This is a genomic window from Rhizobium sp. K102 (genome assembly GCF_022385315.1).
In the GTDB taxonomy this organism is placed as follows: Bacteria; Pseudomonadota; Alphaproteobacteria; order Rhizobiales; family Rhizobiaceae; genus Rhizobium; species Rhizobium croatiense.
Genome location: NZ_CP092436.1, coordinates 2,848,867 through 2,871,056, shown reverse-complemented (window position 1 = coordinate 2,871,056; position 22,190 = coordinate 2,848,867). Strand labels below are relative to the sequence as shown.

Here is a 22,190-nt window from a genome sequence, read left to right as displayed (position 1 = left end):
TTTCTGCCATTAACTTTAACGAGTTGTCGCCAATTCGTGCAATTCGTACCCATAGATCATCGAAGTGCCACACTGATTCGGAGGCGGACGAATGATCGTAGTGGTTGATGAGCGTGAGCTCGTAAAAGACGGATATACATCTCTGTTTGGCCGGGAGGGTATTCCCTCTACCGGTTTTGATCCATCGGAATTCGGCGACTGGGTGCAGACCGCCGCCGATTCGGATATAGCGGCTGTCGAGGCTTTCCTGATCGGTCAGGGCCAGCGCAGCTTGGAACTGCCCCGGGCAATCCGGGATCGCTCGATGGCGCCGGTGATCGCGGTCAGCGACCAGCACTCGCTGGAAAACACGCTTGCGCTTTTCGATTGCGGCGTCGATGACGTGGTGCGCAAGCCGGTCCACCCCGCGAAATCCTCGCCAGGGCGGCTGCAATCCGGCGCCGGCTGAAGGCGATCGCCAATTACACCGACATCGGCGGCATTCGCGTCTTCTCGGATGGTCGCGACCCCGAGATCAACGGCGAAGTCTTCGCACTGCCCCGGCGCGAGCGCCGCATCCTCGAATATTTGATCGCCAACCGCGGTCGCCGGGTCACCAAGACCCAGATCTTTAATGCCATCTACGGCATCTTCGATGAAGAGGTCGAGGAAAACGTCGTCGAAAGCCACATCTCGAAGCTGCGCAAGAAGCTGCGCAAGAAGCTCGGCGTCGATCCGGTCGATTCCAAGCGCTTCCTTGGCTATTGCATCGATTGGGCCTGATTTTCTCGGCCGGGTGGCGGCGCCCGGCTGGACCTCGATATTGGCCTCGCCTCGCCATGACAGACAGCTTCACGCAAGGCCCGACAAATACTCTCGATTTTAACAGGTAAAACGAGGTTTTCAGATGAGCATTTTCGGCAGCATGAAGACGGCAGTATCGGGGATGAACGCGCAGGCGAACCGCCTCAGCACCGTCGCTGACAACATCGCCAATGTTAACACGTCCGGCTACAAGGCCGTGTCGACGAGCTTCTCGTCGCTGGTTCTGCCTTCCTCGGGCGGCAACTACAATTCCGGCGGCGTTCAGACCTCGGTCCGCCAGGCCGTCTCCGACCAGGGTGATATTTCCTACACCACATCTACCACCGACCTCGCAATATCGGGCGACGGCTTCTTCATCGTCCAGGGCGCCGACGGCACGCCGGTTCTGACCCGCGCCGGCGACTTCCAGAAGGACGACGAAGGCAACCTCGTCAACGCCGCCGGCTTCCAGCTGATGGGCTATTCCTACGATTCCGGTTCTCCCGCCGTCGTCGTCAACGGCTTCGACGGCCTCGTTCCCGTCAACGTCAACCAGGATGGCCTGACCGCCATCGCCTCGACATCGGGTGTCTTCAAGGGCAATCTCGATTCCAACGCCAAGATCCCGGTCGCCCCGGCGACGCTCCCAAGCGCCAATCTTGCTACCGCGACGACCGACACCAAGAAGGTCTCGATGGTTGCCTATGACCGCCTCGGCAACAAGGTGATGTACGACTTCTATTTCACCAAGCAATCGGTGGCTGCAGCACCGCCGCCAGCACCTCCCGCCACCGCTGCCACCTGGGAAGTGGCGATGTTCCGCAACGCCAACGCGGCGGTCGGCGGCACGACCTCCTTCCCCTACAGCGCCGGTGGCGCAGTCGGCACCGGAACGCTCACCTTCGACTCGAACGGCAAGATGACCTCGAGCGGCGCCGTTAACATCACCGATGGCGTGACCGGCCAAACGATCGCCATGGATTTCTCCGGCTTGACGCAGCTCGGGGCCGACTTCTCCGGCACCGGCACGCCGAACGGCCAGGCGGCGACCCCGGTCAAGGACGTCACCATCGACGGCGACGGCATCGTCTACGCCAAATATGAAGACGGCAGCACCAAGCCGCTCTACCGTATTCCGCTGGCCAATGTCGCAAGCCCGGACAAGCTGACGCTGATGAGTGGCAACGTCTACAGCGCCAACGGCCAGTCGGGCGTCACCGTCACCGGCTTCCCGCAGACCAACGGCCTCGGCACGATCAAGTCAGGCGCGCTCGAAGGTTCGAACGTCGACCTCGCCGGCGAACTGACCGAGATGATCGAATCGCAGCGCAGCTACACCGCCAATTCGAAAGTATTCCAGACGGGTTCCGACATCATGGACGTGCTCGTCAATCTCAAGAGATAAGTAAGGTAACGGGTAAGCCATGTCGCTCACGTCCGCACTTAATACCGCGCAGAGCATATTCAACAATACCGGCACGCAGAGCAGTGTCGTATCGAACAATATCTCCAATGCCGGCAACAAAGATTACGTGCGCCGGCAGGCAATGCTTACCACGTCCCTGAACGGCGCCCAGGTTGTGCAGATCAACCGGGCACAGGAAGATGCCCTGCTGCGCCAGTATCTCAAGACCTCCTCTCAGGACAGCGCCCAGCAGACCTTGCTGGGCGGTCTCGAGGACCTCAAATCGATCATGGGTGGCAATGACTACGAAACGTCGCCATCCACCTATCTCGGCGTTTTCCAGCAGAAGCTTCAGGCCTTTCGCACGACGCCCGGCAGCACGGTCGCCGCCCAGGGCGCTATTACCGCCGCCCAGGACGTCGCGAACTCCCTGAACAATGCCTCGCAATCCGTCCAGGATGTTCGCGCCAACGCCGATAAAGAAATCGCCACCGCCGTCGATACGCTGAACACGCTGCTCAGCCAGTTCGAAAAAGCCAACAATGCGGTCAAGACTGCCACGGCCTCCGGCACGGACGCATCCGGCGCCCTCGATGAGCGCGAGAAAGTCCTGAAGCAGATTTCGCAGATCGTCGGCGTCAGCGCGACGACGCGCGACAACAACGACATGGTGCTGAGCACGCCCGACGGGACGATCCTCTTCGAGACGATCCCGCGCAAGGTGACGTTCAAATCCCAGGATGTCTATACCGCCTCCACCGTCGGCAATTCCGTTTATATCGACGGCGTCGCGCTGCCGCTCGGCAAGGGCTCGACCACGACGGGGCAGGGGAGCCTCCAGTCGCTACTCCAGATCCGCGACGAAATCGCTCCCAACTTCCAGAAGCAGCTCGACGAAATCGCCCGCGGCCTTGTCTCGCTCTTCAAGGAGCAGAATAGCGCTGCGCCCCCCGCCTATGTGCCCGGTCTCTTCACCTGGAGCGGCGGCACGGTCGATACCGGTGCCACCGCGGTTGCCGGCATGGCCTCGACCATCAGCGTCAGCACCCGCGTAATCACCTCGCAGGGCGGCGACCCGATGCGCCTGCGCGATGGCGGCGTCAACGCCACCGGTGTCGTCCTGAACACGTCAGGCGTCAGCGGTTACACGGCTGAACTCGACCGACTCTATACCGCGATGAGCGCCGACATCGATTTCGATCCGGCAGCCGGAGCGCCGGTCGGTTTCGACGCGACGACGGGCATCGATTCGAATGTCAGCATCATGGAATACGCCACGAATTCCCTCGGCTGGCTCGAGCAGTATCGCAGCAACGCCACGACGGCGGCGGAAAATACCTCGGCAGCGCTGTCGCGCTCCGACGAAGCCTATTCCAATGAGACGGGCGTCAACCTCGACGAGGAGCTGACACTGCTCCTCGATATCGAGCAGTCCTACAAGGCGGCGACCAAGATCCTGAACGCCGTCGATGAAATGTTGAAGTCATTGCTGGATATCGCGAGTTAAGCCATGAAGAGCTCATTTATTTCAAGTTCGGCCATTCAGAATGCGATGCGGTTGACGATCCGTCAGGCGCAGAACCAGATGACCAAGGCGACGATGGAAGCAACGACGGGAGTCTATGCGGATATCGGTGTCTCGCTCGGTGGCAATGCTGCCCGAAGTGTCGATTTCACCCGCGAGACCGACCGGATCGCTTCGATCAAATCAAGCAATTCGCTTGTCACCGCCCGCATGGAATCCTCGCAGCTCGGCTTGTCCAAGATGAAGGACGTCGGCGATGGCCTCGTTTCGAAGCTGACGGCACTCCAGGGCAGCAAGGACCCCGGCAGCATCACCGTCGCCATTCAGTCGGCGACCAGCGCGTTGTCCACCATGATGGATACGGCCAATACCATGGTAAACGGCGAATATCTGTTCTCCGGCATCAATACCGACGTGCAGCCGCTGACCGACAAGACGACCGCCACGAGTGCGGCCATCGTTACGGCGCTGAACAGCTACGCCGCGGCTCTTGTCCCACCGAAGGCCGTCAGCGATCTTACCGGCGCCGAAATGCAGACCTTCATCACGACGACGGTCGAGCCGATGTTCAGCGAAGCCAATTGGACCAATGCGGCGACCGGATGGTCGCAGGCATCGAGCCAGAACATGACGAGCCGCATCAGCAACTCGGAAGTGATCGAATCCTCGACCAACGCCAATTCCGAAGGCATGCGTTATTTCGCGCTCGCCTCGGTCATGACCTCCGCGCTGCTCGGCCAGAACCTCAGCACGGATGCAATGACGACTGTCTCCAAGCAGGCAATCAGCTACACGGCCAAGGCGACCAGCGGCCTGGTGACGCAGGCAAGCCAGCTTGGCCTCTCCCAGGAGCGTGTCAAGAAGTCGAACGACGCACTCGACGCCCAGTCGAACATCATCAAGAACAAGCTGGTCGATCTCCAGGGCGTCGACCCGTACGAGGCCTCGACCCTCGTCAAGACTTTGGAAACACAGCTTGAAACCGCTTACACGATCGTTTCGAAGATCCAGCAGTTGAGTCTCGTAAACTACCTTTGATGAGCAAAGGCGCGCATTATAAAGAAGGATGCATGAATGTATCAGTTCTCATATGCCGAAGTCATGCAGGACTCGGTGGCCGACGCGAAAGAGCGGGAATGGCAGGTTCTTGACCGGTCCATAGAACTGCTGTCGTTGGCGCGCGACAAGGAAAAATACGGTCGGGAAGCCATTGAAGCCCTGTTTTATACGCGTCGGGTGTGGATCAGCTTCATCGAGGATCTGAAGCATCCGGACAACCAGCTGGATGTTCAGCTCAGGGCCAATCTCATCTCGATCGCAATCTGGATTTTGAAGGAATGCGACAGGATCAGAAAACGTCTGTCGAATAACTACCAGGGCATCATCGACGTTACCACCATCATCAGGGATGGACTTAAATGAAAAGTACACTACGCATTTCTCTGAAAGCCGGGGAAGAATCTTCATCAACGGCGCCGTCCTGCGTGTCGACCGCAAGGTCGCGCTGGAATTCCTGAACGATGTGACGTTCCTTCTCGAAAATCACGTCCTCCAGCCGGAAGGCGCGACGACGCCCCTGCGCCAGCTCTACTTCATCGCGCAGATGATCCTCATCAACCCCGAGGGCAAGGACCACTCGACGGCGATGTTCCGCAAGTCGATCACCATGCTGCTCACCTGCTTCAAGAACGAAGAGATCCTCGCCGAACTGAAGCGTATCGATGCGCTCGTCTCGACCGGCCGCGCTTTCGATGCGTTGAAGGCGATCCGCGGTCTCTACGCGATCGAAGACAATATTCTCAACAACCACGAGCTGCCGCCGACGATGGTCGAACAGATTCGCAGGGAGATCGCACCATGGCGGTAGACGCAACATCGAGCGTGAGCAATTCGACGACGAGTTCGACGAATTCGGCCCAGAAAAAGGCGACGCTGAATTACGACAATTTCCTTCAGCTCCTCATCGCGCAGATGAAGAACCAGGATCCGACCGATCCGATGGATGCCAGCGAGCAGATGTCGCAGCTGGCAAGCTTCTCGCAGGTTGAGCAGACGATCCAGACGAACACCAAGCTCGATACGCTTCTGTCAAGCTCGAGCCTCACCCAGGCGAGCAGCTACGTCGGCAAATATATGGAAAGCGCCGACGGCACCGTCAAAGGCACCGTCGAATCCGTCAAGGTTTATTCCGACGGCATCATTGCGACGACCACGGATGGCGGTAAGATACTCGTGCAGGCGGGAATCACCGTTGCTGACAAGGCGCCGACCACGACTAGCGACAGCAGCGATACCTGATACCGCGGCGCCGACGCGTTGGGTGATACAAATCAACAGCGGCCCGGCCATGGCGGGGCTGCTTCGAGGCGATATGAGGTTGCCTTCAGATGAATGAAGCTGATGCATTGGATCTGTTCCAGGCCGCGATCTGGACCGTCCTGATTGCCGCCGGTCCCGCCGTCATCGCCGCGATGGTGGTGGGTCTCGTCATCGCCCTGATCCAGGCCTTGACCCAGGTGCAGGAGGCGACACTGACCTTCGTGCCGAAGATCGTCGCAGTGCTCATCACGGTCGGCGTCACCGCGCCCTTTGTCGGCTCGCAGATCTCGATTTTCACCAATCTGGTCTTCTCCCGCATTCAATCCGGCTTCTGAGCCACCTTCGCGCAAGCTTCGCCATTTAACTGTCGGTCCGAATTGGGCGGACTTCAGGTCCGCCTCCTCTCATGAAGAGACGGAACTGTCATGGCGCAACCACCTGCACTCCCCCTTCCGAAAGTCGCCCCGAGCCTGCGGGATGTCGGTTTTGCCCTCGGCATTATCGGCATCATCTGCATTCTTTTCCTGCCGATTCCGCCATTCCTGATCGACATGGGACTGGCCTTCTCGATCGCCTTCTCGGTGCTGATCCTGATGGTCGCGCTGTGGATCCAAAAGCCGCTCGATTTCTCGTCCTTCCCGACCATTCTGCTGATCGCGACGATGACGCGGCTGGCGCTGAACATCGCGACGACGCGCGTCATCCTGTCCCACGGCAATGAAGGCCACGACGCGGCCGGCGGCGTCATCGCTGGTTTCGCAAGCCTCGTCATGTCCGGCGACTTCGTCATCGGTCTGATCGTCTTCCTGATCCTCATCACCATCAACTTCATCGTCATCACCAAGGGCGCGACGCGTATCGCCGAAGTCGGCGCGCGTTTCACGCTCGATGCCATCCCGGGCAAGCAGATGTCGATCGACGCCGATCTTTCGGCCGGCATCATCGATGAAAGGGAAGCCCAGCGCCGGCGCAGAGAGCTCGAAGAGGAAAGCTCGTTCTTCGGTGCGATGGACGGTGCCTCGAAGTTCGTGCGCGGCGATGCCGTCGCCGGCCTGATCATCACCGCCATCAACGTCTTCGGCGGCATCATCATCGGTTATTTCCGCCATGGCATGCCGATCGGCGAAGCGGCCGACGTCTTCGTCAAGCTCTCCGTCGGCGACGGCCTCGTCTCGCAGATGCCGGCCCTCATCGTCTCGCTCGCCGCCGGCCTGCTGGTCTCCCGCGGCGGCACCACCGGCTCCACCGACCAGGCGGTCGTCAACCAGCTGAGCGGCTATCCCCGCGCGCTCTCCGTCTCGGCGGTGCTGATGTTCGTCCTGGCGCTGATGCCGGGCCTGCCGTTTGTCCCTTTCGTGATCCTCGGCAGTCTTCTCGCCTTCGGCGCCTGGTTCATCCCGCGTCAGGTCGAGGTTGAAAACAAGCTGCGCCGCGAGCAGGAGGAAAAGAAGGTCGTCCAGAACAAGGAGTTGGAGAAGGATTCGGTCAAGTCGGTGCTCCGCACCTCCGAGATCGAGCTCGCGCTCGGCAAGATGGTCTCGACGCGCCTGCTCGGCGCCCACCAGGAGCTGGCTTTCCGCGTCGGCAAGATGCGCAAGAAGTTCGCCACGCAATACGGTTTCGTCGTGCCCGAAATCAAGGTCACCGACGATATCGCCATCGCCGAGAAGTCTTATCAGATCCGCATCCACGGCACGACGGTCGCCTCCAACCTCTTGCGCGTCGGCGAAGTTCTGGTCGTCACCGGCGCCGGCCGGCGCCCGAGCATTCCCGGCGACGAAATCCGCGAGCCCGCTTTCGGCATGCCGGCCGTCTCGATTCTCGAAAACTTCGCCGACGATCTGAAACGCGAAGGTTTCCAGCCGATCGACAACGTCTCCGTCGTGCTAACCCATATGAGCGAGGTCATTCGCAACAACCTGCCGCAGCTTCTATCCTACAAGGACGTCAAGGTACTGATCGATCGCCTCGACCCGGAATACAAGAAGCTCGCCGACGAGATCTGCTCGTCGCACATGTCCTATTCGGGCCTGCAGGCGGTGCTCAAGCTCCTGCTTGCCGAGCGCGTCTCGATACGCAACCTGCACCTCATTCTCGAAGCGGTGGCCGAGCTCGCCCCACATGTCAGAAAGACCGAGCAGATCGTCGAGCATGTCCGCATCCGCATGGCCCAGCAGCTCTGCGGAGACCTTGCCGACAACGGCGTGCTGCGTGTGCTCAGACTTGGCAGCAAGTGGGATCTCGCCTTCCACCAGGCGCTGAAGCGCGACGCCAAGGGCGAGGTGATCGAGTTCGACATCGATCCCAGAAGCCTGGAGGAGTTCAGCGAGCAGGCCACTAAAGTTATCCGTGAGTTCATGGATCGCGGCCTGCCATTCGCCCTTGTCACGTCGCCGGAAACGCGCTCCTATGTGCGCATGATCATTGAACGGCTGTTCGCCACGCTGCCGGTCCTGTCGCATGTCGAACTGGCCAAGGGCATCGAGATAAAGATTTTGGGCTCGATTTCATGATAACAGACCCGCAAGGGACCGTTCTCGCGCTGTTTCTGGTTTTCTGCCGGATCGGTGGCTGTGTGCTGGCTCTGCCGGGTTTTTCCTCGGCGCGCGTGCCCGAGCAGCTGCGCGTCTTCATTGCCGGCGCGCTGTCGATCGCCGTCTTGCCGCTGCTCTGGGACACGGTCTATCCGGCCGTCCACACGGGATCTGCAACCTATATCGGCCTGATTTTCAGCGAATCGCTGATCGGCGTGATGTATGGCATGCTGGCGAGAATCTATACGCTCGGCATGCAGTTCGCCGCGACGATCATCGCCATGATGGTCGGCTATACTCAGCCGGGCTCCGCCGACGTCATCGAAGACGCGCCGGAGACCAGCCTTTCCGGCTTCATCACCTTTGCCGGCATCATGATTCTCTTCATCATGGATTTCCATCACATCGTCTTCCGCGCGCTGGTCGATTCCTACACGACCATGCCCTTCGGCGGATTGACGCAGATGCGCGCGACGCTGATCTCCTTTACCGACACGCTGGAGCAGACCACCTACATCATGCTGCGGCTGTCGAGCCCCTTTCTGATCTACGGCATGATCTTCAACGTCTCGATCGGCTTCATCAACAAGCTGGCGCCGCAGATCCCGGTCTATTTCATTTCCACGCCCTATCTGCTTATGGGCGGGCTCTTCTTGTTTTATGTCTCGGTCGCGGCGCTGGTCAGCCAGTTCGGCCAGGCCTTCAGTTCGATCTATATCGGGCGATGAGGCTGATATGATCGAGAAGAGCCGCTCCCAAAAACTCAAGCGTCTGCTGTCGGTGCAGCGGCATATCGAAAGGATGGCGGAGAACGACCTGGCCGAAACCAGCCGTCAGCGCATCGAGGTCAATGCGGCGATGGACGACGTCATTCTCGCTCTCGGTTCGATGGACCCGGTCCACCACGCCTTCTCGCAGAATTATGCCGACCGATTCGGCAGGCTGACGATCAAGGATCAGCAGCTGACCGGCATGCAGCAGATCCACGAAATGCGGCTGACGCGCGAACGCGCCAAGGCCGATCGCCTGGAAGAGGGCATGAAGGAGGCCTTGGACGCCGAACGTCGCGAGGCCGACGACAATGCCGTCTACGATGTGATCGATCAGCAATTCGCAACGCCAGCCTCCAGCAAGCTTCAAAAACCATAATCGTTACGATCTTAATTTAGAGGATTGTAACGTGGCTATTTCGCCCCCAGTGATCTGGTCCTGGACGTTGTCAAAGCTGCCGACCCCATGGAGGTTCAGGTAGCCCAGGAAAAGTTGAAGGCAAATCGTGCGGCCTTTGCCGCAACGAGCCTCGCCGAGAACGGCAAGGGTTTCTCCAATACGGTCGACGTTCTCGATCATGTCGGCCAGAAGAGCGGCCTCTCCAATATTCAGAACCGCACCAAGACCGAGGAGGTTCCGGAAAGCTACCGGAAGTTCGAGGCCATGGTGCTGCAGAACTTCGTCAAGTCGATGCTGCCGAGCGAAAGTGAAGACGTTTACGGCAAGGGCGCGACCGGCGATATCTGGAAGGGCATGATGGCCGAGCAGCTCGGCAACACCATGGCCAAGGGCGACGGCATCGGCATTGCCAAGCAGATGTACAGCGAGCAGCTGCGACGGCAGGAAGGCAAGATCGTCAATGCCTCGACCGATGATCGTGACCGTAACACCGCGCTCAGCATGATCGACGACTTCCAGCGCAAGACCTTTGGCACGCCGACGGCGGACGCCAAGGCCGATAGAACAGGATGATTTTAGGCCCGTTGTCCTGAAATCTGAATCCTGTTCTAAATTAAATAGTTAGAGCATGATGACGTCCGAAAACCGCGCACACTTTTCGGCATCATGCTCTAAGCGACGAATAATCGAGGGTACAATGGAAATAATTTCGAACGAATACAGGATCAAATCCGTTCTCGGACGCCTCGAAATGATCATCGACAATGAGAACACCCGGATCGGCAACGATCCGCAGTTCGATCTCAAGGTCTCCAACGCGCATAAGAGCCGCTGCCTCTACGAGCTGTCGATGCTCTTCCGCGATACCGATCCGGCCGAGCTTGCCGCTGCCCATCTCGATCAGCTGCACGGCCTGAAGAAGAAGCTGGTTCTCAACGCCCGGCGCGTCGAGGCGCATCTCGAAGCGGTTCGCGCCGTCGCCGACCTCCTGAAGAATGCCGTTCAGGACGCCGACGCCGACGGCACCTATTCCCAGGAACAATTCGCCGCGCGTGGAAACTGATGATCAAGCTCGTCCTCACCGGCATCTGGGTTTGCGCCATCACCTTGGCCTCGGTCTATTTTTCGGTGTATCTGGCGACGGCGCCGGCGCCCGCGATATCCGATTCCAAGCAGAACGCGCTCGAACTGGTGAAGGGTGAAACGATCACTGTGCCGGTCATCGGCAACGGCGCGATCACCGGTTATTTCCTCGGCCGCATTTCCTTCATGATGAACAAGGACATGCTGAAGGGCGTGACCTTGCCGCTGACCGAGATGACGACCGACGAACTTTTCAGCCTGCTCGTCGGCAACAAGATGGTCGATCTCGCGCACATCAAATCCTTCGACCCGAAAGCCTTCCGCGAGGAGATCAAGAAGGGCATGAACGAGCGCCTCGGCGGCGAATATGTCGCCGAAGTGATGCTGGAGCAGCTCGACTATCTCTCCAAGGAAGAGGTCAAGCAAAACGCATCAGGTGAGCCGAAGAAGCTCGGCGCTCCGGTCAAGATCATCGAGGGCGCCTCGGCCGGGGAAACGCCGGCGCCGGCAGCCCACTGAAATAGCCAACGACTAAGACACAGACGGCGCCTTCGGGCGCCGTTTGTCGTTGCGGCTGGATGTGGTTAATAAACCACTTATACGAGCATCAAAATCCAAGGAATTTTCCTAAGGGTTGTTTGAAGCCCTCCTGTTATATCTGGTGTCACAGCTTGGCGTGCGCCGTTTTCCACGATCGGGACGACGCCGTCCATGCCTGACGCGACCGGTCCTTTCGAGACCTCCGGGGTGCGGAAAAATGTGGGCTTGTTTTCCGGGATGTCGGGCGCATGACGCACCCTCGGCAGGAGGTAGGAATGAATTTGATTGCAAACTTCGCGGTGCTTGCGTCGCGGCGGACGATCTTCGATCTGCCGGTCTGCGATCTCGGCTGGGACGATGCCCTCGTTTTTATCAACGAGCTGGCCTCCATTCCCGTCGGTCAGACCGTGGTTTGCTTCGTCAACGCTCATAATATGCTGACGGCTTTGCGCGACGACGAATATTACCGGATCATGTCGCACAATCTGGTGCTGCCTGATGGCATCGGCCTCAACATTGCATCGCAGATCGCCCACGGCTCGCCGTTTCCCGCCAATCTGAACGGCACCGATTTCGTGCCGGCCTTTCTTACCTTCATGGAGGCTCCGCGCCGCATCGGCCTGATCGGCGGCACGCGCTCGGTCGTCGAGGCGGCGGCAGAAAATTTCCGCAGGCACACGCCCTGGCATGAATTTGTCGTCATTTCCGACGGCTTCTTCGACAAGGTCGATTCCACTGATGTCACCGACGAGATCGAGCGCCAGAAGCTCGACATTCTGATCGTCGGCATGGGGACGCCGCTGCAGGAGAAATGGGTCCACGACAAGATCCGCGCCGATCATGCGCGGCTGGTGCTGACGGTGGGCGCACTCTTCGACTTCGTCTCCGGCGCCGTTCCGCGGGCGCCGAAGACGGTGCGGATGATGCGTCTCGAATGGGCCTATCGGCTGATACAGGAGCCTGCGCGCCTCTGGCGGCGCTATATCATCGGCATTCCGGTCTTCCTCTTCCACGTCCTGCGCTACCGCTTCCGCCGCCGCGAAAGAATTCTCAGCCAGCCGGAAGAGCAGCGCAGCGTCTCGCAGCCGATTGCGGATCGCAGGAAAGCGAGCTGAACAGGCCCCGCGCGGTTTCCAGGCCTGCAAATGGCGTCACCGGTTCAAACTTGAGACGTCGGACCGCAATTCTTGCCAGTCGCGGTTAACCATTTCTTTGCCATAAATATCTAGGGTATCTTAATCATCTGCATCGCGTGCGGATGATTGAACTCGGCCATCATGTCCATGAGATGTGGCGCAAATGTACGATATCAGGGCGAGAAACAGCTTCCAGGATCGCGCAGCCGCGGGGCCGCGCGCCTTTGACGTCCCCTATCGCCGGCGGTCGAAGGGGGCCGATATCGCGCCGCCCGAGGCCGAATTGCTGCGCGCGATCGGACGCGCGCTGGAAGAGCAGCGCGCAATGGCGGCGCGTCCGGCGCCGCTGGTCGACCGCATCGAAACCATCCTCGGCAACCGGCTTCGGGCTGCCAACGATGCCGGCGGCGCTCTTCTGCCGGCGCCGGCCGGTCAGGCGGCGCCGAACGCTGCGGTCGAAGGGCCCGCGCTCCCGCCCGAACCGCTGGCCGTCATCCGTGAGGAACCCGCCAGATCCCGGCTGGCAACGCCCAGCCACCGCGCCGGCCGCTTCGGCCTTGTCATGACGGTCGTCGCCGCCACGGCTCTCGGCGCAGGCCTGCCGGCCCTGATGCCGGTCTCGCCCGCCCTCTACCGCGCCGAGACGACGCTTTCGGTAAGAACGGATGCGGCAAGCCGCGCCGCCTTCACCCAGGCTGCGGCGAAAGGCCTGTTGTCGGCGCGCATGATGGCGTCGACGGTCGCTGCGCTGAAACTCGATCACGATCCGGAATTTGCCGGCTCCAGTGCCAATGCGCTCGGCGTTGCGCTCGATCTCCTCTCGGCCACCGGTGCTGCCGCCGATCCGGCCTCGCGCGCCGAGGCGGCGCTGAAACATGCGGTCGAGATCATGCCCGATGTCGCCGCCGGTACGATCCTCGTCAGGGTGACGACGGGCGACAGCGGCAAATCCATGCGCATCGCCGCACGGCTTGGCGAAGCGGTGTCCGCAGGCAGCGGTCCCGGCCGGAGCGCCGAGACCGACACTGTGCTGCGCAAGGCCTATGACGAGGCGAAGGCGGAGCTTGCCGCCTTCACGGCCAAAAGCGGCGAGGGCAACGTCAAGGTGGCGATCGATCTTCGCCGTCAGATCGACGGGGTCGATGCCGATCTGAAACAGGCCGACCAGAACATTTTCGCCGCCAAGGCGCGCGCCGACGGGCTGAAGGCGGCAAAACTCGCGGGCGTGCTGGATGGATCGCTCCCCTCCGATATGCTCTCGCCGGCGCTGCAGGATTGGCGCGACAAATATGCCGTCGCCAGGACGACGCTGGCGCAGCTTTCGGCCGAGCTTGGCCCGCGTCATCCGCGCCTGCTGCAGCAGCAGGCCGAAACGGATGAACTCGAGGAGAACATGGGCAAGGAGCTTGCCCGTCTGGTCCAGCTCGCCAATGCCGCCGCCAAGGCTGCGGTCGATGCGCGCAAGGGCCTGAACGATCGCCGCAACACGCTGATCGCCCAGAGCCGGGATACCGGCGTCGATCTGCCCCGGCTGACCGAGTTGCGCGAAAAGGCGAATGCCGCGCGCTCGCGCCTGGAAGAGACGGCGCCGACATCGGGAGACGATGACGGCCATTTGATCGTCCTGAAACCGCCGCTTGCGGCGGCGGTGCCGGGAACGAATGGTCTGATCGGCCGCGTGCTGGCCGGGGCCGCGACAGGCCTTGCGTTCGGTCTCGGCCTCACCCTCCTGCTGTTCTGGCGCAAATCCGCCGCGGCTTCTCCAAGCGAGGAAATGCCGGCGCCGCCTTCGCTCGCCTCTTCGCCGGCGCCCGCGCCGGCCCCTGCGGCGGCCGACGAGATGGAGGTTCTGCGCTCCGAGATCTCCGGCCTGCGCGACCGGCTTCGACTTCACGTGATGGAAGCACGGCAGCCGTTGCGCTGAACCCGACATTTCCTTGCAAGTTTGATATTGCCTTGCCGCTTTCCGACAGGATAGGGCGTTAGCGGGCATTTGACGCTCGTCAACTATCAATAGATTGGCGCGAAACAGGGCGGAGAGACGCGTGGCGACAGTAATCGATGGCAAGAACGTAGCTGCATCAGTCATTCAGACGGTCAAGAGTGCGACGGCGGCGCTGGAAAAGAGCAGCGGCGTCACCACCGGCTTGGCCGTCATCATCGTCGGCGACGATCCGGCAAGCCACGCCTATGTCGGCTCCAAGGGCCGCATGGCCAAGGAATGCGGCTTCAAGTCCGTCCAGCACACGTTGCCGGCCGAGACCAGGCAGGAGGAGCTGGCAGCGCTCGTTGCCACCCTCAACGCCGATCCGTCGATCCACGGCATCCTGGTGCAACTGCCCCTGCCGAAGCCGCTCGACAGCGAGCCGATCATCCAGTCGATCCTGCCGGAAAAGGATGTCGATGGCTTGAGCGTCGTCAACGCCGGCAAGCTCGCCACCGGCGACCTGAAGACCGGACTGGTCTCCTGCACGCCGGCCGGCGCCATGGTCTTCGTCCGGCGCACCCATGGCGAGGATCTCTCGGGCCTCAATGCCGTCGTCATCGGCCGCTCCAACCTGTTCGGCAAGCCGATGGCGCAATTGCTGCTCAACGCCAATGCGACGGTGACGATGGCCCATTCGAGAACGAAGAACCTCGCCGAGGTCTGCCGCAATGCCGATATTCTGGTGGCCGCCGTCGGCCGGCCTGAGATGGTCAAAGCCGATTGGGTCAAGCCGGGTGCGACGGTCATCGATGTCGGCATCGATCGTGTGCCGGCTCCCGACAGGGGCGAGGGCAAGACCCGGCTCGTCGGCGACGTCGCCTTCGCCGAGGTCTCTGCTGTCGCCAGCACCATCACCCCGGTTCCCGGCGGGGTCGGGCCGATGACCATCGCCATGCTGATGGCCAATACGGTCATCGCCGCCCACCGCGCCGCGGGGCAGACGCCGCCGCAGTTTTGAGACGGCCTGGTGTTAACTGGGGGCAGGGCCGGTTGAGGCCCTGACGATCAGTTCGGTCTTCCAGAGTTCCTGCTCGGGGAAGGGGCCGGCCTGTTTCACGGTGCCGATCAGCCGCTGGGCGATGCGGGCGCCGGCGGCCCTGAGCGAGGAGCGTGTGGTCGTCAGCGGCACGGAGAAGCTTTCCGGCTTCAAGAGCGGCAGCACGTCGTCGTGGGCGATCAGCGAGATGTCCTCGCCGAGCCGCAAACCCGCCTGGTTGACCGCGCGGATCGCCCCCAGCGCCATGACCGTACTGGAGCATAGGATCGCGGTCGGCCGCTGCGGCAGTTGCAGGAAGCGCTCCATCGCCAGAAGGCCCTGTTCGTCGGTCATCAGCGCGTGGCTCACGCAATCCTCCTCGAGCGTCAGGCCGCGTTCGGCAAGGGCCGAGATGACGCCGTTCCTTCTGCGGATGGCGAAATCGAGATGCGTCGGCCCGTTCATCAGCGCAAAGCGCGTATGGCCGAGCTGCAGCAGCAGCCGGGTCGCGTCGTAGAAGGCGCCTTCATTGTCGATGTCGAGATAGGGATAATCCGGCTCCGCGCCGAAGGAGCGGCCATGCACGACATAGGGCATGGAGAGCGATTTCAGCATGGGAAGCCGCGGATCGTGGCCGCGCATATAGGCGACGAACAGTGCGTCGACATTGCCGCTGATCGCAAGCCGCCGGAGTGCCGCCACCTCGTCGTCAGGATCGGCCGGCATGATGACGAAATGGAAATCGTGACGCACGGCTTCCTCGCCGAGCCCGGCCAGGAATTCGCCGAAATGCACGTCGGACTGGTGGCCGGGCGCCGTCGGCATGACCAGGCCGATCGAGCCTGCTTTGCCGGTCGCAAGCCGCTGGGCAGCCTTGTTCGGCCGGTACCCGGTTTCCTTGACGGCCTGGAGCACGCGCTCTCGGGTCGCTTCATTGACCTCGGGATAGCCGTTGAGCGCCCGGCTCACCGTCGTCTGCGACAGCCCGAGCAATTCCGATAGCTGTTTGAGATTCACCTGTTATGCTTCCTCCCGGCCCGCCCGTCGGCCGCTCTAAAAGGCCTGCCGCCTCCCAATGGCATCCAAAGCGCTTTCAAATATGTAGCATCTCGCGCGCTTAACTCAAGAAAAATCGCTCCATATTCCCCGATAGGCGCCGTTGCGCTGCGATATCCCGCGTGTTTATGGCGAGTTTTCGCGAATTGACTTGACTTCATTCCACTGGAAGTGAAATGAGTTGGGTGTCAAAGCGCTTTGAAATTTCTTTTTGCGGAGAATTCGGCGCGGGTTGGGATTGTGATGGGAGGTTGATCACATGAAAAAGTCATTTTTGGTGGGCGTTGCCGTTGCGGCGCTTTTTGCCGGTGCTGCGTCCGCGGCCGATCTGAAATTTGCCCCGGGACAGGATTCCAAGTTCAACTGGAAAAGCTATGACGAATTCAAGGCCGCGCATGCCGATCTGAAGGGGCAGCCGCTGACGATCTTCGGGCCGTGGCGCGGCGAAGACGAGGCGTTCTTCATGAGCGTTCTTGCCTATTTCACCGAAGCGACCGGCATCGAGGCGAAATATTCCTCTTCCGAAAACTACGAGCAGCAGATCGTCATCGACACGCAGGCGGGCTCGCCGCCGAACATTGCCATTCTGCCGCAGCCTGGCCTCCTCGCCGACCTCGCCGGCAAGGGATTTCTGACGCCGCTCGGCGATGACAACTCCAAGTGGCTCAAGGACAATTACGGTGCCGGCGACAGCTGGGTCGGTTACGGCACCTACAAGGGCAAGGACGGCAAGGAAGCCTTCTACGCCTTTCCTTACAAGGCCGACGTGAAATCGCTGGTCTGGTACGTTCCGGAGAATTTCGAGGAAGCCGGCTACAAGATCCCGACGACCATGGAAGAGCTGCATGCCCTGACCGACCAGATCGTCAAGGATGGCGGCGTTCCCTGGTGCATCGGTCTCGGTTCCGGCGGCGCCACCGGCTGGCCGGCGACCGACTGGGTCGAGGACATCATGCTGCGCATGCAGCCGCCGGAAGCCTATGACAAGTGGACGACCAACGAGCTGAAGTTCACCGACCCGGCCGTCGTTGCAGCGATCGACGAATTCGGCAAGTTCGCCAAGAACGAGAAATACGTCAATGGCGGCGTCGCGGCCGTGGCCTCAACCGACTTCCGCGACAGCCCGAAGGGCCTCTTCTCCGTTCCCCCGAAGTGCTACATGCACCATCAGGCCTCGTTCATTCCGTCCTTCTTCCCTGAGGGCACGAAGCTCGGCCAGGATGCCGACTTCTTCTACATGCCGACCTATGCTTCGCATCCAGAACTCGGCAAGCCGGTTCTCGGTGCCGGCACGCTGGTTTCGATCGCCAAGGACTCGAAGACTGCCCGCGCCTTCATCGACTTCCTGAAGACCCCGATCGCGCATGAAGTCTGGATGGCGCAGTCGAGCTTCCTGACACCGTACAAGGGCGTCAGCGTCGACGCCTATGCCAATCCGCAGATGAAGAAGGAAGGCGAGATTCTGACCTCCGCCACCACCTTCCGCTTCGACGGTTCCGACCTGATGCCGGGCAAGATCGGCGCCGGCGCCTTCTGGACAGGCATGGTCGATTTCGTCGGCGGCAAGTCCGCCGAGGAAGCTGCCAGCGAAATCCAGAGCGCCTGGGACGGCATCAAGTAATCTTCCAAAATGCTGCCGCCGGCTTGCCGGCGGTATGGCCTGCATAACTGGCCGGGCTCGCCAAGAGCCCGGCCAATCGCAGGATATGCTGTAATCGCACCATGCAGATGTATTGAGAGGGTAACCGGCTCGAATCCTTCAGGATGAAGCTGGCCGGAAAAAGATTAGGAAGCAGGGAGAGACGAAATGGTGTCGCAGATAGTGTCCGCTTTGGGCGTGGTGGTCGTCGCCGTTTTTGCGTGCTCGGCCTATTTCTATTTTTCCAACAAGCTCCTGGATCTCGCCCTGCCGGTCAAGGATGGCGACATCCGCGCCGCCTCGCGCAACCTCAACCGCCGCGCCCTCATCCGTCCGTGGCTGTTCATCGGCCCGGCGCTCTTCCTGCTCTTCGTCTACCTCGTCTATCCCGTCGTTGCGACCTTCATTCTCTCCTTCTATGACCGCACCGGCCTGCAGTTCGTCGGCCTCGCCAACTACAAATGGGCGATCGGCGACCGCGAATTCCGCCAGTCGATCTTCAACAACATCCTCTGGCTCGCCGTCGTGCCGGCCGCCTGCACCTTCTTCGGTCTGGTCATCGCCGTCATGACCGATCGCATCTGGTGGGGCAATATCGCCAAGAGCATCGTCTTCATGCCGATGGCGATCTCCTTCGTCGGCGCCTCGGTCATCTGGAAATTCATCTATGAATATCGCGGCGGCAACGATGTCCAGATCGGCCTCCTGAACGCCATCGTCCAGCTCTTCGGCGGCACGCCGGAGGTATGGATCTCGGTTCCCTTCTGGAACAATTTCTTCCTGATGGTCATCCTGATCTGGATCCAGACCGGTTTTGCAATGGTCATCCTGTCGGCGGCACTGCGCGGCATTCCCGAGGAGACGATCGAGGCCGCCGTCATCGATGGCGCCAACGGCTGGCAGATCTTCTGGCGCATCATGGTGCCGCAGGTCTGGGGCACCATCGCCGTCGTCTGGACGACGATTACCATCCTCGTCCTCAAGGTCTTCGATATCGTGCTGACCATGACCAACGGCCAGTGGCAGACGATGGTTCTGGCGAACCTGATGTTCGACTGGATGTTCCGCGGGGCGGCGATTCTGGCCGAAGTGCCGTCATCGCCATCATCATCATGCTCGCCGTCACGCCGATCATGGTTTGGAACGTGCGCCGCGCCAACCGCGAACTGAAGGGCCATTGAGATGACCGCTGTCGGAAGCTACTTCAAGATCGGTCCCGCCCGCCTCTTCGTCCACCTTGCGGTTCTCCTGATCGTCATCATCTGGCTGATCCCGACGCTTGGGATCTTCGTCAGCGCCCTACGCGACAAGGACCAGATCGTTGTGTCCGGCTGGTGGACGTCCTTCGTCGGCTCGACGCAGACGGTCGCCGTGCGCCTTGGCACGCCGGACCAGCAAAAGCAGGAAGGCGCTACCTACGTCATTTCGGGCAATGTGCTGGAAGGACAGACCGGCCGCTCGGTAAAGGCCTTCGGCAACCGCGTGCAGCAGCCGGCGGCCTTCGAGGCCGGCCAGACGGCCGATCTCGGCGACGGCGAAAGCCTGCTGATCAACAGCGACGGCAGCTACCGCTACATGAAGAACGCCGCCTTCTCGCCCGACGAGCGGCCGCGGCGTATCTATGTCTCCGTCTCGGCGCCGCCGGAATTCACGCTGCAGAACTACAATACGGTTCTCACCGGCGAGGGCATCGGCCAGTCCTTCATCAATTCGCTGACCGTGACGATCCCGGCGACGATCATCCCGATCCTGATTGCCGCTTTCGCCGCCTATGCCCTGAGCTGGATGGACTTTCCCGGCCGCGCGTTGCTGATTGCGCTCGTCGTCGGTCTCATCGTCGTGCCGCTGCAGATGTCGCTGATCCCGCTGCTGCGCCTTTATAACGAAGTGGGCAACATGCTCGGCCAGCCGTCGAAGACCTATCCCGGCATCTGGCTTGCCCACACCGCCTTCGGCATGCCGCTCGCCATCTTTCTGCTGCGGGCCTATATTGCCGGCCTGCCGAAGGAGATCATCGAATCCGCCCGTGTCGACGGTGCGAGCGACTTCGAGATCTTTACCCGCATCGTTTTGCCTCTGTCCTTCCCGGCACTCGCCTCCTTCGCCATCTTCCAGTTCCTGTGGGTTTGGAACGACCTGCTCGTCGCCATGGTCTTCCTCGGCACCGACAAGGACCACATCGTGCTGACCGGCAGCCTCAACGCGCTGCTCGGCTCGCGCGGCGGCAATTGGGAGATTTTGACGGCGTCGGCCTTCGTCACCATCATCGTGCCACTGCTCGTTTTCTTCGGGCTGCAGCGCTATCTGGTGCGTGGTCTGCTGGCCGGCTCGGTCAAGGGCGGCTGACCATTTTCGAACGTGACTTCAGACAGGATATTCCATGAACGTGGCTCCCCAATCGATCTCGACTCCCGATAAGGACTGGTGGCGCGGCGCGGTGATTTATCAGATCTACCCGCGCTCTTACCAGGATTCGAACGGCGACGGCATCGGCGACCTGAAAGGCATCACCGCCCGCCTGCCGCATGTGGCAAGCCTCGGCGTCGATGCCATCTGGATCTCGCCCTTCTTCACCTCGCCGATGCGCGATTTTGGTTACGACGTTTCCGATTATGAAAATGTCGACTCGATCTTCGGCACGCTGGTGGACTTCGACACGATGATCGCCGAGGCCCATCGCCTCGGCATCCGCGTGATGATCGACCTGGTCATCTCGCACAGCTCCGACCAGCATCCCTGGTTCGTGCAGAGCCGCTCCAGCAAGACCAACGCCAAGGCCGATTGGTATGTCTGGGCCGACGCCAAGCCGGACGGCACGCCGCCGAACAACTGGCTGTCGATCTTCGGCGGCTCGGCATGGGCATGGGATCCGACGCGCATGCAATATTACCTGCACAATTTCCTGACCTCACAGCCGGACATGAACCTGCATAACCCGGAGGTGCAGGACCGTCTGCTCGATGTCGTGCGCTTCTGGCTCAATCGCGGCGTCGACGGCTTCCGCCTCGACACCATCAACTTCTATTTCCACGACCCGCTGTTGCGCGACAATCCGGCATTGGCGCCTGAGCGCCGCAACGCCTCGACGGCACCGGCGGTCAATCCCTATAACTTCCAGGAGCATGTCTACGACAAGAACCGGCCGGAGAACCTCGCCTTCCTGAAGCGCTTCCGCGCCGTTCTCGAGGAATATCCGGCAATCGCCGCCGTCGGCGAGGTCGGTGACAGCCAGCGCGGCCTCGAAATCGTCGGCGAATACACGTCGGGCAACGATAAGATGCATATGTGCTACGCCTTCGAGTTCCTGGCGCCCGATCCGCTGACGCCGGAGCGCGTCGAGGAGGTGATGGAGGATTTCGAAGCCGCAGCCCCCGATGGTTGGGCCTGCTGGGCCTTCTCCAATCACGACGTCATGCGCCATGTCAGCCGCTGGGGCGGGCTGGTCGCCGATCACGACGCCTTCGCCAAGCTCTATGCTTCGCTGCTGATGACGCTGCGCGGTTCCGTCTGCCTCTATCAGGGCGAGGAACTGGCGCTGACCGAAGCCGATCTCGCCTATCAGGATCTGCAGGATCCCTATGGCATCCAGTTCTGGCCGGAGTTCAAAGGCCGTGACGGCTGCCGCACGCCGATGGTCTGGGACAGCCACGTCACCCAGGGCGGCTTTTCGACAGTCAAGCCCTGGCTGCCGGTGCCGGTCGAACATATTCTGCGCGCCGTCAACGTCCAGCAGGGCGACGAGACTTCCGTGCTCGAGCACTATCGACGCTTCATCGCCTTCCGCAAGCTTCACCCGGCCTTTGCCAAGGGCGAGATTGAATTTGAGGAGACTGAGGGCGATACCCTGGTCTTCACCCGCGAATACAGTGACGAGAAGCTGCTCTGCATCTTCAACATGAGCCCGGCCGAAACAGGCGTTACCCTGCCTGCGGGAGAATGGCAGGCGTTGACGGGGCACGGCTTTATCAGCAACAACTATGGCGACAAGATCGATATTCCGGCCTGGGGGGCGTATTTCGCCCGTCTCGCTTAAGGAT

At 61.0% G+C, this 22,190-nt stretch carries 19 protein-coding genes and 3 pseudogenes; 21 read left to right on the top strand and 1 reads right to left on the bottom strand.

Annotation, left to right across the window (positions count from 1 at the left end; all coding sequences use genetic code 11):
* Positions 1-91 precede the first annotated feature (91 nt).
* From MHI61_RS20150 to folD, 17 genes and pseudogenes are all read left to right on the top strand, one after another.
* Positions 92-762: pseudogene (locus tag MHI61_RS20150) on the top strand (winged helix-turn-helix domain-containing protein).
* A 124-nt stretch (positions 763-886) separates the two neighbouring features.
* Positions 887-2,188 (top strand): flagellar hook protein FlgE, encoded by a 1,302-nt coding sequence (locus MHI61_RS20145; protein ID WP_239790245.1) that lies wholly within the window; start codon positions 887-889, stop codon positions 2,186-2,188.
* 19 nt (positions 2,189-2,207) lie between these two features.
* On the top strand, positions 2,208-3,695 hold the full coding sequence (gene flgK / locus MHI61_RS20140) for a flagellar hook-associated protein FlgK (RefSeq protein WP_239790244.1): 1,488 nt from the start codon (positions 2,208-2,210) through the stop codon (positions 3,693-3,695).
* A gap of 3 nt (positions 3,696-3,698) precedes the next feature.
* Positions 3,699-4,751 carry a flagellar hook-associated family protein gene (locus MHI61_RS20135; protein ID WP_239790243.1) on the top strand — a complete coding sequence of 351 codons (1,053 nt, stop codon included), beginning with the start codon at positions 3,699-3,701 and terminating at the stop codon, positions 4,749-4,751.
* A 36-nt stretch (positions 4,752-4,787) separates the two neighbouring features.
* Positions 4,788-5,135, top strand: a complete 348-nt coding sequence (gene flaF, locus MHI61_RS20130) for a flagellar biosynthesis regulator FlaF (protein ID WP_010028573.1) — start codon at positions 4,788-4,790, stop codon at positions 5,133-5,135.
* Positions 5,132-5,580, top strand: a pseudogene (flbT, locus tag MHI61_RS20125) (flagellar biosynthesis repressor FlbT). The gene flaF and the pseudogene flbT overlap by 4 nt, the downstream one beginning before the upstream one ends.
* A complete protein-coding gene (gene flgD / locus MHI61_RS20120) occupies positions 5,571-6,011 on the top strand; it encodes a flagellar hook assembly protein FlgD (RefSeq protein ID WP_097582572.1) in 441 nt (146 codons plus the stop codon). Before flbT ends, flgD begins: the two are co-directional and overlap by 10 nt.
* Before the next feature lie 89 nt (positions 6,012-6,100).
* The gene (fliQ, locus tag MHI61_RS20115; protein ID WP_009992823.1) at positions 6,101-6,367 is read left to right on the top strand and encodes a flagellar biosynthesis protein FliQ; all 267 of its coding nucleotides are present in this window, start codon (positions 6,101-6,103) and stop codon (positions 6,365-6,367) included.
* A 90-nt stretch (positions 6,368-6,457) separates the two neighbouring features.
* Positions 6,458-8,545, top strand: a complete 2,088-nt coding sequence (gene flhA / locus MHI61_RS20110) for a flagellar biosynthesis protein FlhA (RefSeq protein WP_239790242.1) — start codon at positions 6,458-6,460, stop codon at positions 8,543-8,545.
* On the top strand, positions 8,542-9,294 hold the full coding sequence (gene fliR, locus MHI61_RS20105; protein WP_239790241.1) for a flagellar biosynthetic protein FliR: 753 nt from the start codon (positions 8,542-8,544) through the stop codon (positions 9,292-9,294). Before flhA ends, fliR begins: the two co-directional genes overlap by 4 nt.
* Positions 9,295-9,301: 7 nt before the next feature.
* A complete protein-coding gene (locus MHI61_RS20100; RefSeq protein ID WP_097582577.1) occupies positions 9,302-9,715 on the top strand; it encodes a hypothetical protein in 414 nt (137 codons plus the stop codon).
* Positions 9,716-9,802: 87 nt separating this feature from the next.
* Positions 9,803-10,309: a rod-binding protein gene (locus tag MHI61_RS20095; RefSeq protein WP_239790240.1), complete on the top strand. Its 507-nt coding sequence runs from the start codon at positions 9,803-9,805 to the stop codon at positions 10,307-10,309.
* Between the two features lie 124 nt (positions 10,310-10,433).
* Positions 10,434-10,799, top strand: a complete 366-nt coding sequence (locus MHI61_RS20090) for a hypothetical protein (RefSeq protein WP_003545575.1) — start codon at positions 10,434-10,436, stop codon at positions 10,797-10,799.
* Positions 10,799-11,338 (top strand): hypothetical protein, encoded by a 540-nt coding sequence (locus MHI61_RS20085; protein ID WP_239790239.1) that lies wholly within the window; start codon positions 10,799-10,801, stop codon positions 11,336-11,338. The genes MHI61_RS20090 and MHI61_RS20085 overlap by 1 nt, the downstream gene beginning before the upstream one ends.
* A gap of 296 nt (positions 11,339-11,634) precedes the next feature.
* A complete protein-coding gene (locus tag MHI61_RS20080; RefSeq protein WP_239790238.1) occupies positions 11,635-12,474 on the top strand; it encodes a WecB/TagA/CpsF family glycosyltransferase in 840 nt (279 codons plus the stop codon).
* Positions 12,475-12,658: 184 nt separating this feature from the next.
* Positions 12,659-14,419: a succinoglycan biosynthesis protein exop gene (locus MHI61_RS20075; protein ID WP_239790237.1), complete on the top strand. Its 1,761-nt coding sequence runs from the start codon at positions 12,659-12,661 to the stop codon at positions 14,417-14,419.
* 121 nt (positions 14,420-14,540) lie between these two features.
* On the top strand, positions 14,541-15,440 hold the full coding sequence (gene folD / locus MHI61_RS20070) for a bifunctional methylenetetrahydrofolate dehydrogenase/methenyltetrahydrofolate cyclohydrolase FolD (RefSeq protein ID WP_239790236.1): 900 nt from the start codon (positions 14,541-14,543) through the stop codon (positions 15,438-15,440).
* A 12-nt stretch (positions 15,441-15,452) separates the two neighbouring features.
* On the opposite strand, the gene MHI61_RS20065 is transcribed toward folD, so the two are convergent.
* Complete coding sequence (locus MHI61_RS20065; protein ID WP_239790235.1) at positions 15,453-16,475, bottom strand: substrate-binding domain-containing protein; 1,023 nt, start codon at positions 16,473-16,475, stop codon at positions 15,453-15,455.
* A 298-nt stretch (positions 16,476-16,773) separates the two neighbouring features.
* Between MHI61_RS20065 and MHI61_RS20060 the strand changes: the two genes are divergently transcribed.
* The 4 genes and pseudogenes from MHI61_RS20060 (at position 16,774) to MHI61_RS20045 (ending at position 22,186) form a co-directional block, all read left to right on the top strand.
* Positions 16,774-18,135 carry an ABC transporter substrate-binding protein gene (locus tag MHI61_RS20060; protein WP_239790234.1) on the top strand — a complete coding sequence of 454 codons (1,362 nt, stop codon included), beginning with the start codon at positions 16,774-16,776 and terminating at the stop codon, positions 18,133-18,135.
* Between the two features lie 186 nt (positions 18,136-18,321).
* A pseudogene (locus MHI61_RS20055) lies at positions 18,322-19,334 on the top strand (sugar ABC transporter permease).
* 1 nt (position 19,335) lies between these two features.
* Positions 19,336-20,499, top strand: coding sequence for a carbohydrate ABC transporter permease (locus MHI61_RS20050; protein WP_222145697.1), 1,164 nt, complete (start codon positions 19,336-19,338; stop codon positions 20,497-20,499).
* A 34-nt stretch (positions 20,500-20,533) separates the two neighbouring features.
* Positions 20,534-22,186, top strand: coding sequence for an alpha-glucosidase (locus MHI61_RS20045; protein ID WP_239790233.1), 1,653 nt, complete (start codon positions 20,534-20,536; stop codon positions 22,184-22,186).
* The last annotated feature ends 4 nt before the right edge of the window (positions 22,187-22,190 follow it).